The sequence below is a fragment of the Pseudarthrobacter sp. SSS035 genome (assembly GCF_023273875.1).
Lineage (GTDB): Bacteria > Actinomycetota > Actinomycetes > Actinomycetales > Micrococcaceae > Arthrobacter.
Genome location: NZ_CP096882.1, coordinates 545,804 through 561,462, shown reverse-complemented (window position 1 = coordinate 561,462; position 15,659 = coordinate 545,804). Strand labels below are relative to the sequence as shown.

At 67.3% G+C, this 15,659-nt stretch carries 11 protein-coding genes and 1 pseudogene; 8 read left to right on the top strand and 4 right to left on the bottom strand.

The genetic code is table 11. From position 1 onward, the window contains the following. Positions 1 to 3: 3 nt before the first annotated feature. On the top strand, positions 4 to 3,336 hold the full coding sequence (locus MUN23_RS02520; RefSeq protein ID WP_248761949.1) for a glycosyltransferase: 3,333 nt from the start codon (positions 4 to 6) through the stop codon (positions 3,334 to 3,336). Continuing rightward, complete coding sequence (locus MUN23_RS02515; protein ID WP_248761948.1) at positions 3,329 to 4,921, top strand: DUF5719 family protein; 1,593 nt, start codon at positions 3,329 to 3,331, stop codon at positions 4,919 to 4,921. Before MUN23_RS02520 ends, MUN23_RS02515 begins: the two co-directional genes overlap by 8 nt. A gap of 19 nt (positions 4,922 to 4,940) precedes the next feature. On the opposite strand, the gene MUN23_RS02510 is transcribed toward MUN23_RS02515, so the two are convergent. After that, positions 4,941 to 5,456 (bottom strand): metallopeptidase family protein, encoded by a 516-nt coding sequence (locus tag MUN23_RS02510; RefSeq protein WP_248761947.1) that lies wholly within the window; start codon positions 5,454 to 5,456, stop codon positions 4,941 to 4,943. 121 nt (positions 5,457 to 5,577) lie between these two features. On the opposite strand from MUN23_RS02510, the gene MUN23_RS02505 reads away from it, so the two are divergent. The 4 genes from MUN23_RS02505 to MUN23_RS02490 all read left to right on the top strand — a co-directional run bounded on the left by MUN23_RS02505 (position 5,578) and on the right by MUN23_RS02490 (position 9,191). Then, entirely contained in the window at positions 5,578 to 5,967 is a 390-nt protein-coding gene (locus MUN23_RS02505) for a DUF3499 domain-containing protein (RefSeq protein ID WP_058929636.1), read from the top strand. Between the two features lie 78 nt (positions 5,968 to 6,045). After that, on the top strand, positions 6,046 to 6,315 hold the full coding sequence (locus MUN23_RS02500) for a Trm112 family protein (protein WP_248761946.1): 270 nt from the start codon (positions 6,046 to 6,048) through the stop codon (positions 6,313 to 6,315). Between the two features lie 95 nt (positions 6,316 to 6,410). Then, the gene (ahcY, locus tag MUN23_RS02495; RefSeq protein WP_248761945.1) at positions 6,411 to 7,889 is read left to right on the top strand and encodes an adenosylhomocysteinase; all 1,479 of its coding nucleotides are present in this window, start codon (positions 6,411 to 6,413) and stop codon (positions 7,887 to 7,889) included. A gap of 63 nt (positions 7,890 to 7,952) precedes the next feature. Then, positions 7,953 to 9,191 carry an Ig-like domain-containing protein gene (locus tag MUN23_RS02490; protein ID WP_248761944.1) on the top strand — a complete coding sequence of 413 codons (1,239 nt, stop codon included), beginning with the start codon at positions 7,953 to 7,955 and terminating at the stop codon, positions 9,189 to 9,191. Positions 9,192 to 9,233: 42 nt separating this feature from the next. Here MUN23_RS02490 and MUN23_RS02485 read toward each other — a convergent pair whose 3' ends face one another. Beyond that, on the bottom strand, positions 9,234 to 10,034 hold the full coding sequence (locus MUN23_RS02485; RefSeq protein WP_248761943.1) for an RDD family protein: 801 nt from the start codon (positions 10,032 to 10,034) through the stop codon (positions 9,234 to 9,236). A 68-nt stretch (positions 10,035 to 10,102) separates the two neighbouring features. On the opposite strand from MUN23_RS02485, the gene MUN23_RS02480 reads away from it, so the two are divergent. Further along, positions 10,103 to 11,095: a stage II sporulation protein M gene (locus tag MUN23_RS02480; protein ID WP_248761942.1), complete on the top strand. Its 993-nt coding sequence runs from the start codon at positions 10,103 to 10,105 to the stop codon at positions 11,093 to 11,095. Between the two features lie 123 nt (positions 11,096 to 11,218). Beyond that, positions 11,219 to 12,316 (top strand): TIGR01906 family membrane protein, encoded by a 1,098-nt coding sequence (locus MUN23_RS02475; RefSeq protein WP_248763965.1) that lies wholly within the window; start codon positions 11,219 to 11,221, stop codon positions 12,314 to 12,316. Positions 12,317 to 12,360: 44 nt separating this feature from the next. Here the strand turns inward: MUN23_RS02475 and MUN23_RS02470 are convergent. Both MUN23_RS02470 and MUN23_RS02465 read right to left on the bottom strand, forming a co-directional pair. After that, positions 12,361 to 13,782, bottom strand: a pseudogene (locus tag MUN23_RS02470) (long-chain fatty acid--CoA ligase); the annotation flags it as partial. 65 nt (positions 13,783 to 13,847) lie between these two features. Continuing rightward, complete coding sequence (locus tag MUN23_RS02465; RefSeq protein WP_371875965.1) at positions 13,848 to 15,530, bottom strand: dolichyl-phosphate-mannose--protein mannosyltransferase; 1,683 nt, start codon at positions 15,528 to 15,530, stop codon at positions 13,848 to 13,850. Positions 15,531 to 15,659: the final 129 nt, after the last annotated feature.

Below are 15,659 nucleotides of genomic sequence, written 5' to 3'. Positions count from 1 at the left end.
GTTGTGGTGTCCCACAACGGCAGTGCCTATCTGCCCAGAACCCTGGCTGCCCTCGCGGACCAGACCCGGCCCGCGGACTCCCTCATCGGAGTGGACACCGGATCCCGCGACGACTCCGCCGTCCTCCTGGAACGGGCGTTCGGCGCAACCAATGTGAGCACCTTTCCGCCCGGCAAGAGCGGCATGGGCGGCGCCGTGCGCGCCGGGCTCAACAAACACGCGCCCTGGGACGGCCAGTCCCAGCGCGCCGCCACAGAGTGGGTCTGGCTGCTGCACGACGATGCGGCACCGGCCCCGGAGGCGCTGGCCGAACTCCTCAGTGCCGTGGAGCGCGCACCATCCGTGACCGTGGCCGGCTGCAAGCAACTGGACTGGCACTCGGAACGCCGGCTGATCGACGTCGGACTCTCCACCAGCCGCTGGGCCGAGCGGCTTACCCTGATCGATGCCGACGAACTGGACCAGGGCCAGTACAACGGCCGCACGGACGCGTTTGCGGTGAACTCGGCCGGCATGCTGGTCCGCCGTGATATCTGGGAACTCCTGAACGGCTTCGACCCCGCACTGCCGGGCACCGGCGACGACGTCGACTTCTGCTGGCGCAACCGCCTCGCCGGGCACCGTGTGGTGGTGGTTCCCACTGCACGGATGTTCCACGTAGCCCACCGGCCGCATGCCCAGGGAAACGCTTCCGCGGCGCGAAAAGCCCAGGTCCATCTGCGCCTCAAGCACGCCCCGCTGTGGAAGGTGCCTGTCCATGCGGTCGGTGCGCTGCTTGGCAGCATTTTCAAACTCGTGCTCAGCATTGCGGTCAAGGATCCCGGGCACGGTTTCTCCCAGCTTGTGGCCACATTCGCTGCCCTGGCCCGGCCCGGTGCCGTGGCAAAGGCCCGCCGGACCGCGGCAAACAGCCGGCGGATCCGGCGGTCCGTCATCAAGAAGCTGCAGACACCCCGGCGTGAAGTCTGGAACCACCGACGCTCCCTGATGGAAGCCCTGGGCGCCGACAACTCCACGGCTGATGGCCTGGTCCATGACCCCCTGGCGGACCAGCCCACAGGGGACTCATCAGATGACTTCGCTGCCATGACCACCACCGAACGGGGTTGGGTGGGGGCCGGCGCCATCGCCGCAATCATCATCGCGTCCGCGGCTTCCCTCACGGCGCTCACCGGGCTGTTCCGGGCCGACGCTGTTTCCGGTGGAGGCCTCATTCCGGTGTCCTCCACCCTTGGCGAAATCTGGCACCACGCCTCCAGCTGGTGGATCAGCCTGGGGGCAGGCCTTCCGGGCAAGGGCGACCCCTTCGGCTATGTGCTGTGGATCCTTGGCCTGCTCGGCGGGGGAGACGCCAACGCGGCCATGGCCTGGCTCCTGCTGCTCGCCGCCCCGCTTTCCGGCCTGACCGCGTGGTTTGCGGCCGGGGGCCTGACCATCCGGCGCCGCTTCCGCCTCGTTGCCGCACTCTTCTGGGCGGCCGCTCCCGCCTTGCAGATAGCACTGAACCAGGGCCGGGCCGGTGCCTTGGTGGCCCACATCATGATCCCGCTGCTCGTCCTGGCACTCCTGCGCGCCACCGGGTCCGCTGTGGGCCACGGACGGTTCATTGTCCCTTCCCCAGATGACCGGCGTTTCACCGAAAAACCACCCGCACGGCCTGGGATCAACGGAATGCCGTCCTGGACTGCCGCCGCCGCCGCAGGGTTGACGCTGGGTGTTGTGACCGCGTCGGCGCCTTCACTGCTGGCCCCGGCCGTTGTGGTTATTGTGCTCTGCGGGCTGATGCTTGGCCGTCGTGGCCGCACCGTGTGGTGGGCTCTTTTGCCCAGCGCCGCGCTCTTTCTTCCCTTCGGGCTGTCCGTTATCGACCGGCCGCGGGCATTGCTGGCAGACCCGGGTGTTCCGCTGGGATTCGAGGCAGCCCCGCTGTGGCAGCAGTTCCTGGGCCAGCCGCTGCTGTTCTCCGCCGAAGGTGGCCTGTACGGCCTTCCGTTCTTCAGCGGCCAGGCGATCCCATGGGCACTCGTGCTGGCACTGCTGCTGGCCGTTCCCGTCCTGCTGCTTGCCGTTGCCGCCCTGTTCCTCCCGGGTAAGCGCAGCAGGACAGCACGTGTTCTCTGGGTGGCGGCTCTGGTGATCTTCGCCGGTGGCTGGCTCGCAGGGCACGTTGCCACGGGCGCAACTGCCAACACCCTCGTGACACCGTTCACCGGTCCAGCCGTCTCCGCCGCAGGGTTCGCCCTGCTCGGAGCCGCCCTGATCGGTGCCGAGCGCTTGCTTTATGCCGCGGACCGGGCAGCCTCGCCGAGTATTCGGCGCAACGTGGCCCTTCGCTCCGCGACGGCCCTGGCCATGGTGGTGCTGCTGGCCGGTCCGCTGGCCGGCATGGCGGTGTGGTCGGCGCAGAACCTGCTACGTTCCTCAGCCGTTGCCCTCCCGGCCGACGTGCCGGCAGGGCCCGCGCTGGGAACGCCACGGCTGGTGCAGCCAGGCAGCGCCCGGACGCTTCCCGCCACCGCCATAGACCGTGGCACCGGGCCGGAGCAGACACGCACGCTGCTCATCAGCACCCAGGAAAACGGCGCCTATGACGCGGCACTGATGCGCGGTGCCGGGACCACCCTGGACAGCTTGTCAACGATTGCCGCCGCCAGGAACATCCTCGGCGCGCCCGGCCAGGAGACGGTCAGGGAGGACGACGACATCACGGCGTCCATCCGCAGCGTGGTGGCCACGCTGGTGGCTGGCCAAGGCGTGGACCCCCGTCCCGAGCTCGAGCGCCTTGGTGCCGGATTCGTGGTGCTGCGCTCGGCAGACACCGCCGCCCAGCTCACGGCCAGCAGGATGGACGCAGTTCCGGGGCTCGTTGCCGTCGGCCAGACGGATGTCGGCTGGCTCTGGCGGATAACGCCGCTGAACCAGCCGGTACTGCAGCCCGCCGACGTCGCCCATCGCGTCAGGATCGTGGACGGCACCGGAGCCACCGTGGCGCTGGTGCCCTCCAAGTACGACGACGTCGACACCCCCGTGGCCGCGGGACCGGAAGGGCGGCTGGTGGTGCTCGCCGAACGGGCGGACCCGGGATGGAGCGCCTGGTTCGACGGGCGAAAGCTCACTGCCACAACATCCGGCTCGGCCCAGGCCTTTACCTTGCCTGCCACCGCCGGCCAGTTGACCATCCGCTACGACACCCCTTGGGCCCTTTGGTCCGGAATCGCACAGATCACGGTGATAGGACTCACTGTCATGCTCGCCATTCCCATGCCCGCGCGCCGGCCCAACACAGGGCTCTCGAGGGACGAGGGATCTTTGCGTAAGGAACACCAGAATGCATAAGGACGCAGCCCGCAGGACCCCTCGCAAGCAGATGCTGGCAGGCCTGGTCTCGGCCGTGGCGATTGTGGCCGCAGCCGGCGCGGGACTCGCAGCCTCGTCGGTCGCTCCGCAGCCGGCGGGGAGCCGCACCATCCCGGCCGTGCTGGCTGCAGTTCCCGCAGGCGCCAGCACGGGGGTATGTCCTGGCCCGGCCCGCCTGCTCGAAGGAACGGAGGCGGGCACCGACCCCCAGTTCAGCCCCGAATCCGCGACCGCCAAGAGCGCTGTCACGGGCGCCGTCCTGAGCGCCCCCGGCGGTGTCCTCCCCGGCAGCAGGCTCGCCGCCCTTGACGGGACGCCCGCCGTCGAGATCGCCAAGGACGGCAGCCAGCCCGGCCAGGGGACAGGTCCCCAGGACCTGACCGCCGGCGTCGTCGCCGGGCACAGCGTGGATGATGCCAGCTTCCTGAGCGCCGACGCCCAGGCAGGCCAGAAGCCCTCAGCCGCCGGGCTTATGAGATTCACTGCCACGGACGGTGACCTGCAGGGCTCGGCGGCGGCCAATTGCCAGCCGCCCGCCAACGACCTCTGGCTGTCCGGTGCCAGCACCACCGTGGGCCGCACCTCCGTTCTTGTCCTCAGCAACGCCTCAAGCACACCTGCCACCGTCAGCCTGGAGCTCTTCGGCAACAAGGGCCAGATCCAGGCCCCGGGCAGCAGGGGGCTGCTGGTCGCGCCGGGAGGTACCCGCTCAATCGTCCTGGCTGGCCTGGCCCCTGGTGAAGCCCAGCTCACGGTCCATGTCCGGAGCGCCGGCGGTCCGGTGGCCGCGGCCATCCAGCAGAGTGTCCTGAGGGGACTGACGCCCGGCGGCGTCGACTTCATTGCTCCGGGCGCCGCACCTGCCGCACGGCAGGTCATGACCGGAGTGGACATCCAAGACGCCGGCGCGATCTCCGCCTTCACGGGAAACAGCGGCTTCAACGACGCCGGCCCCGCGCTGGCCATCACGGTTCCGGGACCGTCGGACGCCGTAGTGGAGGTCAAGCTCTTCGGCCGGGACGGCCAGAAGGCCCTCCCCGGCGGCGGCGTTGTCACGGCAAAAGCCGGGGCCGTCACCGAGATTTCCCTGGCTGGCGTCCCCGCCGGCCACTACACGGTGTCCACCAGTTCGGACGTGTCATTTGTGGCCGCAACCCGCATCACCCGGGGCGTCACGAACGACAAGGCCTCGGACATCGCTTGGGCTGCCTCCGGCGTCCGGCTGGGAAGCCAGCATGTGGTGCCCGTGCCCCAGGGCGGTGACCGAACCCTCGTGTTCGGCGTCCTCGAGAACCGGGCCACGGTCTCCTACGCTGCCATCACCGCGGACGGCAAGATCCGCGCGGCCGCCACTGCCGACGTCGCCGGCGGCACTACAACGTCCATCAAGGTCCCCGAGAAGGTGGACGAGTCGGAAGTGGTGGCGTACGTTGTCTCCGCGTCAGGTGACGCGGCCTACGGCGCGCTGCTCCTGCAGCAGGACGGCCGGGACGACATCTCCACGGTGGCCTTCACTCCGGCGGCTTCAGGGCAGGAAAAGGTGCCGGTCTCGCTGGGATACTGACAGGAAAGCACCGGCGGCGTCAGTACCGGCGGCGGTAGACCGGATCCAGGGTTTCCGGCGCTACGCCGAGCATTTCGGCGGTGTGTTCCACCACGACGTCGTGCACCAGGTCCTGGAGTTCCTCCCGGCTGGCGCAACCCTGCTCAACCACCCGGCGGTACAGGGTGATCACCGGGCCTTCCTCTGCCGTGGCGGGGGTGTAGGCGCCCATGGGAGGCGGGGCGGCGTCGGCCACCAGTTGCTCCAGCTGCGGGGGTATTTCGTCGACGGCAAACCGGACGCCGTCGAGCGTTTTGCCCCAGATGTCGTGGAGCCGCTGCGCGGAATCCAGCACCATGTCGTCAAAGCGGTCCGACCGTGTCCTGTAGCCGGGGTGCGTTGGCAACACCAGCTCCCCGCGCAGGCCGCGACCGTGGCGGTTCCGGCGGCGCATCGCAAAGCTGCGGCCGGGCGAACCCGAACCCGTTTCTGCGGCGCGGTCATCCGGGTCAGCCAAACGGACCGAAAAAGCTGAATCATGGTTCGATGACTGCATACCTTGACTGTAAACCCGGGCGCAGAATTACGCGACATAACCGCGGTTTGCGTGCCAGGGCGCGGCGGCCGATTCGGCAAATACTCCGAACAAGTTGGGATACGGAGTAGTCTGTGATGTCGTGGGAGCTATCCGTCAATGTTCAAGGTCAGCCTGCCGTCAGTCGGCGGTGGCAACTTTGACGTACGTCTATGCCGACTCCACCGCCGTCCTGGGTCCGCTTGCCACCTACGCCGAGCCGCATTGTTACGATTTGTGCGAGCAGCACGCCGGGTCACTGACCGTGCCCCGCGGCTGGGAAGTGCTTCGCCTGGCGATGCCCACAAGCCCGCAGCAGCCCGGACCGGACGACCTCCTGGCCCTCGCCAACGCGGTCCGCGAAGCAGCGGCCCAGCCGCCCAAGTCACAGACCACGCCGGGTCAGCGTGGCTCGCATTCAGCGCTGGAGGCCCCGGCCGGCACCGAAGGCGTCCGCCGGGGGCATCTGCGCGTCCTGCGCGAACCTTCCTGAGGCGGATCTGGCGGTAGGCTGGAACCTGCTAATCAGTCAGCCAACGGCGCGAACGCGCCCCTGTCGGGAGCACCAATCATGCCAAAGATCAGTCCTGAACTGTTGTCCGTCCTCCGCTGTCCCGTGACCGGATCGCCCCTGGTCCAGGAAGGCGAAGAGCTTGTGTCGACGGCGGCGGGAGATTCGGGCGTGAAGCTGCGATACCCGATCGAGGACGGTATCCCGCTGCTGCTGCCGCCGGAACTTCTCCAGGCCGCCACGGCTGCCGGCTCGGACCAGCACGATCCCGCCGTCCGGCCGGCCACGGACCCAAGCCCCGCCACGGACAAAACCGCAGCTACTGCCTAGGCAACGCCTGGACAACCCGCACCACCACCAGCGATCGACTTTCGCGCAGAGGCTTCAACGCCGTCGCCGCCATCGGACAAAAGCAAAGGAACCCCATGACATTTGATTACAAGGTAGCCGACATCTCGCTGGCCGAAGCCGGCCGCCACCAGATCCGCCTGGCCGAGCACGAGATGCCAGGCCTGATGTCACTCCGCAAGGAGTTCGGACCCACCCAGCCGCTGAAGGGCGCCCGGATCGCCGGATCCCTTCACATGACGGTCCAGACTGCCGTCCTGATCGAAACCCTCACTGCCCTCGGTGCCGAGGTCCGCTGGGCCTCATGCAACATCTTCTCCACCCAGGACGATGCCGCCGCAGCCGTTGTGGTGGGCACGGGAACGGTCGAGGACCCACAGGGTGTGCCGGTGTTCGCCTGGAAGGGCGAGACGCTGGAGGAATACTGGTGGACTGCACAGCAGATCCTGGCCTGGCCCGGCGCGGACACCGATCCGGAGCTCGGCCCTAACATGATCCTGGACGACGGCGGCGACGCCACCATGCTGGTCCACAAGGGCGTTGAGTTCGAAGCTGCCGGCGCTGTTCCGGCGGCGGGCGAAGACGAGTCGGAGGAAGGCCGGATCTTCCTGGACGTGCTTCGCGCCTCGCTGCAGGAAGACCCGCAGCGGTGGACCCGGATCGGGGCCAGCCTGCGCGGCGTCACCGAGGAAACCACCACCGGCGTGCACCGCCTCTACCAGCTGGCTGAACAGGGCAAGCTGCTGTTCCCGGCCATCAACGTCAACGACTCGGTCACCAAGAGCAAGTTCGACAACAAGTACGGCATCCGCCACTCGCTGCCTGACGGCATCAACCGCGCCACCGACGTCCTGATGGGCGGCAAGGTGGCCGTCGTCTGCGGTTATGGCGACGTCGGCAAGGGAGCTGCAGAGGCATTCCGCGGCCAGGGTTCCCGCGTCATCGTCACAGAGATCGACCCCATCTGTGCCCTCCAGGCAGCCATGGACGGCTACCAGGTGGCCAAGCTGGAGTCGGTGCTGAGCCAAGGCCACATCTTCATCACCACCACCGGGAACAAGGACGTCATCCTGGCCGAACACATGGCCGGCATGCGTGACAAAGCCATCGTGGGCAACATCGGCCACTTCGACAACGAGATCGACATGGCCGGTCTGGCGCGGATCCCCGGCATCAAGAAGGTGGAGATTAAGCCGCAGGTCCATGAGTGGGTGCTCGACGCCGGGACCGCCGAAGAGCGTTCCATCATCGTCCTGTCCGAGGGACGCCTGTTGAATCTGGGCAACGCCACCGGCCACCCGTCCTTTGTGATGAGCAACTCCTTCGCCAACCAGACCATCGCCCAGATCGAGCTGTGGACCAAGCGGGACCAGCCCGAAGGCGAACGCGAATACAGCAACCAGGTCTATGTCCTGCCCAAGATCCTGGACGAAAAGGTTGCCCGCCTGCACCTCGACGCCCTCGACGTGGAGCTTACGGAACTCTCCAAGGAACAGGCCGACTACCTGGACCTGGACATCGCCGGACCGTACAAGCCCGAGCACTATCGTTACTGACGTGTGATGCCCCGGGTGCAGACCGCGCCCGGGGCTGTTATGTCCAAGGATTAAGATCGGACTATGGAACCTGTTGTTAAGCCACGCCGGCGGGGGACCGCCAAGAAAATTCTCTTGGTGGCAGCCGTGTGTGTCCTTGCCGCAACGGGCGGCGTCTTCGCCGCCGTCGCGCCGGGTTTTGCGCGCGGTGGCCTGGAGTCCGAAGCCAGCTCCGCAGTCCGGTCCGCACCGGGCATAGCATCGCCCGTGGTGGCCCCGGTTAAGGTGGACGTCACGCCGGCCAACGCCGCAAAGCAGGTGAACCCGGCAATGCCGGTGTCGCTCAAGGTGGGCAACGGCAGGATCGAGAGCGTCACGCTGACCAGCACCGCCGGCGAAGTAGTCCACGGCACCTTTGCCGGGGACGGCAGCAGCTGGACAGCGACAGACCCGCTGAAATTCAACACCGAGTATAGCTACACGTATGTGGTCACTGACGGGGCGGGACGGGATACCAGCACCACAAACTCGTTCAGTACGGTTTCGAGCACGCACGAGGCGGATGCTGCCATCTACCCGCTGGATGGGATGAAGGTTGGCGTGGGCCAGCCGCTGCAGGTCATCTTCAGCGAACCGGTGGTCAACCGGGATGCCGTGGAGAAGGCCATCAAAATCACCTCCAGCGCAGGGCAGGCCGGGGCCTTCCACTGGTTCAGCGACACCATGGTCCGGTACCGCCCGGAAGCCTTCTGGGCGGCGAACTCCACAGTCACCATGGACATGCAGCTTTTCGGCGTGGACCTCGGCAACGGCCAGATCGCCAACTTCAACAAAAAGGTCACCGTGAATTTCGGTGACAAGCGGGTGGCTATCGCCGATGCCGCCGCACACACTTTCACGCTCAGCGTTAATGACCAGGTAGTGAAAACCCTCCCGGTCAGCATGGGCGATCAGCGTTTCCCGTCAGCGCGCGGCTACGCGGTCCTGATGGAAAAGAACCGCTATGACCACTTCCGGGCGGCCAGCATAGGACTCAAGCCCGGCGATCCGGCCTACTACGGCGAAGTGGACGTGGAGTATGCCATCCGCCTCACCCTGAGCGGCGCCTACATCCACCAGGCGCTGGAGTCCGCCTACCCCTTCATCGGCAACACGAACGTCTCGCACGGCTGCATTGGGTTCGCTCCCGACGGCGCCGCCTGGGTTTTTGACAACATGACCACCGGCGATGTGGTTCAGATCATCAACACCGAGGGCGACTACGCCGCCGTCGACGACGGCTATGGCGACTGGAACATCCCCTGGGCGGAGTACAACAACTAGGAACCGTTTGGCCCAGGACCAGGTCCAAGACGAGGTTCAGGCCTATGGCCCGAACGGCAGGCGTTCCAACCGCTCCGCCGTGGCCGAGTTCCGGCGCCGGGCCTGCTGCAGCCGCGCGAGTTCACGGTGACGGCGTTCGGCGGTGACGGCCGCCAGGTACTGGTCCGGGCTGGTTCCCGGGGGCGGCGGAGGGGCCACATGCCCGGCCAGTTCCGTGGCGATCGACGCTGCCATTCCGGCGGCGGACAGCGGTGACATGCGTCCGGCCTGCCGGATGAATTGGGCGGCCTGCCGTGCGGTCGCATCCGGGATCCGGCCGATGTCCGCAGCTGTGGCCCAGCCCTGAAGCTGTGGGGGAACAAAGACGAGGACCGGTACCTCTGCCGGCACGCGCCGGCGCAGCGCATACGTGCCGGCAAGGATGTCACCCAGCCGCTTGGAGCGGCTGTTGAAGAGGGCGACGCCGATGGCGAGGCCACCCAAGGTGAGGTAAATTTCCAGGAATCCAGTTAGCCCCCGGATCACGGCGTGGCGGAACCGGATGGCGCCGCCGTCATCCCTGACCACACGCAGGCCGGTCGCCAGTTTTCCGAGCGAGAGCCCCCGGGTGAGGGTCTCCACGGCCACCGGGACAATCACGAAGCAGAAGACCACGCTCACCAGCGTCAGGGCCCGCATTGCTGCCTCGTCAAGGTCCTGGCCGGCGGCTGCGACGCCCAGCAGGATCAGGACCAGCAGGATGATGTTGAACAGGACATCCAGCAGCAGGCCAAGGGCACGGGCGGCGAAGGATGCGGGGCGCAGTTCCAGGACAACGGCCTCGCCGGTGATTATCGAGCTCAAGCGGATACCCCAATCCCTGGCCAGCCATCCTGCGGACCTTCACAGTCTATGGCGGCTAGGCTGTTGCCGTGGATATGGATGCCTTCTCCGCCGCCAACGGGGACAAGTGGTCAAGGCTGCACCAGCTCGCCCATAAGCGGCGCCTCAGCGGCGAAGAGGCCGATGAACTGCTGCGCCTTTACCAGTCGACGTCGGCCCACCTTTCCTTGATCCGGTCGATTGCCCCGGAGAGCGGCCTGTCGGCGTCCTTGTCCGTCACCCTGGCCCAGGCCCGGACCCGTTTCACAGGCGCACGGTCCAACGTGACGGCGGACCTGGCCCGGTTCTTCGTGGCCGCCCTGCCGGCGGCTTTGTACCGCCTGCGGTGGCTGACGGTGGCCTGCGGCGCCGCCTTTATCCTGGTTGCCGGCGCCTACGCGCTCTGGATCGGGACGTCCCCCGAGGCCCTGCGGTCCGTTGCCTCCGAGGCTGCGGTCCGGCAGTACGTCGAGAAAGACTTCATTGGCTACTATTCGGAAAATCCTGCGGCCTCGTTTGCGGGGGCCGTCTGGACCAACAATGCCTGGATCAGCGCGCAGGCGGTGGCCCTGGGCATCACCGGCTTCTGGGTACCCATGATCCTGTTCACGAACGCCCAGGGCGTCGGGATCGCGGCCGGAGTTTTCGCCGCCGTGGGCCGGCAGGATGTCTTTTACAGCTACATCCTGCCGCATGGCCTGATGGAACTGACGGCTGTTTTTATTGCCTGCGCGGCGGGCTTGAGGATCTTCTGGGCCATGGTGTCCCCGGGACCACGGACGCGGGGACGGGCAGTGGCAGACGAAGGCAGGTCGCTGATCACCGTGGCCCTGGGGTTGGTGCTGGTGCTGTTCGTTTCCGGATTAGTGGAAGGTTTTGTCACGCCCAGTCCGCTTCCGGTATGGGCCAAGATCGGCATCGGCCTGGCGGTGCTGGCTGCCTACTGGGGCTACGTCCTGGTATGGGGACGGCGGGCCTATGACGCCGGTGAACGCGGCGACTTGGCGGCCGGAGACGCTGGATACAGCGAAATCGCCGCATGAATCCGGGAGCGACGGGGTGGCTCCTCGCCCTCGTGTAGGAGCGGGCGGTAGGCTCGACATCAGATACACGGCGCTGCCCGGATCAGAGCCGGCGGCGTGGAACCCAACGGAAGTGACGCTGCTGTGAACGACAATTCGCCGACCCCTGCCAAACGCACGGAGCCGCAGCCGGATCCGGACCTGGATACTTCGTCGGACTCGGAAGAGCCTGCTTTTGCCTGGCTGACAGACTCCGGCTCCAGCACTCCCGACGTGTCCCCAGCACATAGCACCGGTGCCGGGCAGGGCGGTGTCACCCAGCCCGAAAGCCGCGCCGGCCGCAAAGCCGCGGAGGCCGCCGTCGAACCTCCCGCCGCGGTACCTTCCGTAGAAGAGTCGCTCCGCAAAGATCCGTCCGCCCAGGGCGCCACCCGAAACGGTGCCCACTTCAGCGAGCCGCTGCCCACGTCAGCGCTGCAGGTCCGTCCGCCGCAGGAGGAAGTGGAGCGCCGGAACGCGGAGCGCGAAAGCGCAGCCAACGCCAAGCCCGTGGCCCCCCGCATCTGGCAAGTCCTGCTGGCCCTTTTCTACCCGGTGATCCTGCTGGTGCTGGCCGTCCGCGCGGTCACCAGCCCGCTGTTCCTGTGGGCCGAGTACAACAGGCCAGGGTTCCCGGGCGACGGGTACGGGTTCAGCACCGACGACCGGATGACGTACGGTTCCTACGCGGTTGACTACCTCAGCAACTGGGCGGGGCCGCGGTACCTGGGTGATCTGGTCAATCGCAGCGGCGGGGACCTTTTCAAGGACGGCGAAGTCAGCCATATGGCCGACGTAAAAGTTGTCATCCTTTCCGCGTTTGGCGGGGGAGCACTCCTGATCGTCCTCAGCCTCGTGGCCATCGCCTACCTGCGCCGCCGCAGCACCGGCGGTGTGCGCCGCGGACTCTTCGCGGGATCCATTGTTGCGCTGGCGATCATCCTGGGCCTTGGCGCATTGGCCGTGCTCGGCTGGCAGCAGTTCTTCACCGAATTCCACCGGATCTTCTTCGCCAGCGGTTCCTGGACGTTTGCCCTTGAAGACACCCTGATCAGGCTGTTTCCGGGCCAGTTCTGGATCGATGCCGGTATTGTCATCGCCGCGCTGGTCCTCCTGGCGTCCCTGGTGACGCTCATCCTCACTTGGCCCACCCGCCGCCGTCGCGGCCTGGCCAAGGATGAACCGATGGCCGCTGAGGCGTAGCCCCAAGCAACTGCACGTGCTCAGCCGTTTATTTTGGCGGGTTGCTTCTTGCGGCCGGTGATGGTCAGGAAGCCCTGAGGGTCCAGCTCGCCGAGGTCCCCGGTACGGAAGAACCCGTCCACAAAGGTCTCGGCGGTGGCCGCTTCGTTGGCGTGGTAACCCTTGAAGACACCGATCCCCTTGACCAGCACTTCGCCGTCCTCGGCCACGCGGATGGTGGTGCCCGGCAGGGGGACGCCCACGCTGCCCACCCTGGTCCGGGCGGGTGTGTTGGCCGTACAGGGGGCGGTTGTCTCGCTCAGCCCGTAGCCCTCAAGGACCGGGATCCCGGCGCCGCGGAAGAAGTGCGCGTCCTCCGGTGCCACGGGGCCGGCCGCCGATACCGCGTAACGGACCCGGCCGCCAAGGAGCTGGCGGAGCTTCGGGTACACCAGCCGGTCAAAGACGGCGTGCCGCGCCCGCAACGCCAGCCCGGGTCCGCTGCCCCCGCCGCGGGCCACTGTGTCCTGTGCCATGGAGAAACGGATGGCGGCGGCTGACGCAGCCCTGAAGATCCCCGCTTTCCTGGACCCGGCAGCCTGGTGCGCGGCGTCCGCCCGGACCTTCTCGAAGATCCGGGGCACCGCCAGGAGGAACGTGGGTTTGAACGTGTCCAGATCCGCCCGCAGATCAGCAGGACGGCTGACGTGTCCCAGGGTGGCGCCCGCATGGAGGCACGCCACCTGGGCAGCGTGGGCGAGCACATTGGCCAGCGGCAGGAACATCAGGGTGCGCGCATTCTGCCCCTTGAGGATCTCCGGGAGAAAGGCGACGACGTTGACGGCCACGAGCGCAAAGTTGCCGTGCGTGATCACGCAGCCTTTGGGCCGGCCGGTGGTGCCGGACGTGTAGGCCAGGGACGCGACGTCGTCCAGGCCCGCAGCGGAGCGGTGGCGTTCCAGCTCGGCGTCCGTGACGCCCATTCCGGCAGCCGAAAGACTGGCGAGGTTCGGGGCCTCGCCGTCGTCATCCATCCTCACCACGGTGACCAGCCGGTCCTTGAGCAGGGTGGAAGACTCCAGGATCCCCGCAATAAGCGACACCTTGCCGCGGTCCTGCGCGAACACGCGGCGCGCGCCGGCGTCGTGCAGGATCCACTCCACCTGGCCGGGGGTCGAGGTCTCGTCAATGGGGACGCTCACGCCGCCGGCAAACCAGATGGCGAAGTCCACCAGGGCCCACTCATAGCGGGTGGCGGACATGACGGCCACGGTGTCGCCCGGCTCCAGGCCGCCGGCGATCAGTCCTTTGGCGAGGGCACAGACATCGTGCAGGAATTTTTGCGCCGGAACGTCGGTCCAGCCGTTGGGGCCTTTGCGCGCGTAGAGGGCGTGGGCAGGGTTGGCGGCCTCCCGCTGTCGCAGGAGATCCGTGACATTGCTGCGCGGCTCCAGCTCCACCAGGAGTTTTGTGCTTGCTTCTCGCACGGGGGCGTCTCCGTTCCGCTGCTCAACGCAGTTCGCGGCTGGTCAGGGTTTCATGCAATCCTGCCTTAGATCCAGGACGGCATCCACATCCGGAAGCGCCATTCCTGGTAGGGGATGGTCTCCGCCGTCCACACCGGGTAGAAAAATGCGGACAACAGGACTGCCCCGGCGACGAAGAGGGCCACCAAGTAGACACCGGACCGCCGGCGCCAGAGCGGGTCGGTGTCACGGCCCAGGACGAGGCCCAGGCAATACACCAGCGCGAGCACCAGGAAGGGCTCAAAGGAGACGGCGTAAAAGAAAAACATGGTCCGCTCCGGGTACAGGAACCACGGCAGGTAGCCGGTGCCCACGCCCGCAAGGATCGCCCCTGCGCGCCAGTCCCGGCGCCCGGCCCACCAGAACAGCAGGACCACCAGCGAGATGGCCGCTCCCCACCAGATCATCGGGTTCCCCACCGAGAGAATGGCTGAGGCGCAGTTGGGCACGTCGCATCCCGGGACGCCCTGCTCCGGCTTCTGGTAGAAGAACGACGTCGGCCGGCCCATCACCAGCCAGCTCCAGGCGCTTGCCTCGTAAGGGTGTTCGGAGCCCAGTCCCTGATGGAACTTGTAGGCCTCCAGATGGTAGTGCGCCAGCGAACGCAGGGGGTCCGGCAGCCAGCCCCACTCCGCTGAGGGGTTGCTCTGCGCCCACCTCCGGAAGTAGGCGCCCTCGGAACGGAACCAGCCCGTCCACGTGGCGGTGTAGACCACCGCGGCAACCGGAACCATGCTGGCAAACGCAGGCAGGCCATCCTTGATGATTCCGCCGCTGACCCAGCCGCGGATTCCCGCGACGCGCCGTGCATTGAGGTCCCACAGGACCGTCAGCACGCCGAAGCCGGCGAGGAAAAACAGGCCCGACCATTTGGTGCCTATGGCGAGTCCCATGCACACGCCCGCGGCGAGACGCCACCAGCGGATCCCCAGCCACGGTCCCGCCAGCAGTTGGCTGGCTGCGGGCCGAGCGTTCCGGGACGCGGCCGCGAGCCGTCCGAGCCGTGCGGCCAGCCGCCGTCGTCCGTCATCGCGGTCCAGCAGCAAAGCTCCGAAGGCCGCCAGGAGCCAGAACATCAGGAAGATATCCAGGAGTGATGTCCGCGACATCACCAGGTGGTGGCCGTCGACGGCGAGCAGCAGGCCCGCGGCGGCAGCCAGCGGCACTGAGCGGAACAGTTTCAGTGCAATCAGTGTGAGCAGCAGGATGGACAGGGTTCCGGTCAGTGCGGCCGCGAACCGCCAGCCGAACGGATTATCGGCCCCGAAGAGCCACATGCCGCCGGCGATCATCCACTTGCCCACGGGCGGATGGACCACGTACTCGGGAGTGTCCAGGAGGATGGCCGGGTTGCCTGCGTTGAAGGAGTCGTTGGCCTTGTCCGGCCAGCCCCGTTCGTAGCCGCTGACCACGTAGGAGTAGGCGTCCTTGACGTAATACGTTTCATCGAAGACCAGGCTGTGCGGCGTGTCCAGCCGGACAAAGCGGAGGACGCCGCCGATCACGGAGGTCAGGGCGGGCACCAACCAGAACCAGAGACGCAGCGACGGCGGGTAATCCCGCCAGCTGCGCGTGCTGCCGATCAGGCGCTCGCGGAGGGCTGTGGCAGAGAAGGCCTCCGCCGGACGGGCGATCCACGGGCCTCGTGCCGGCGGGATGGTCTGGCCGGCCTCGGCAGGCCGCATGGAGGTCTGCGTCACGAGCCCCATGCTACCTTTTGCAGCTTGGGCCGCCGGCCAGCAGTACGCTGGGGGAGTGGACCCTAACCCCAGCACCTTCGCCGATTCCCGCCCCGCAGAATCTTCCCTTGCCGCCGGGGAGGAGCCAGAGACGGAGGT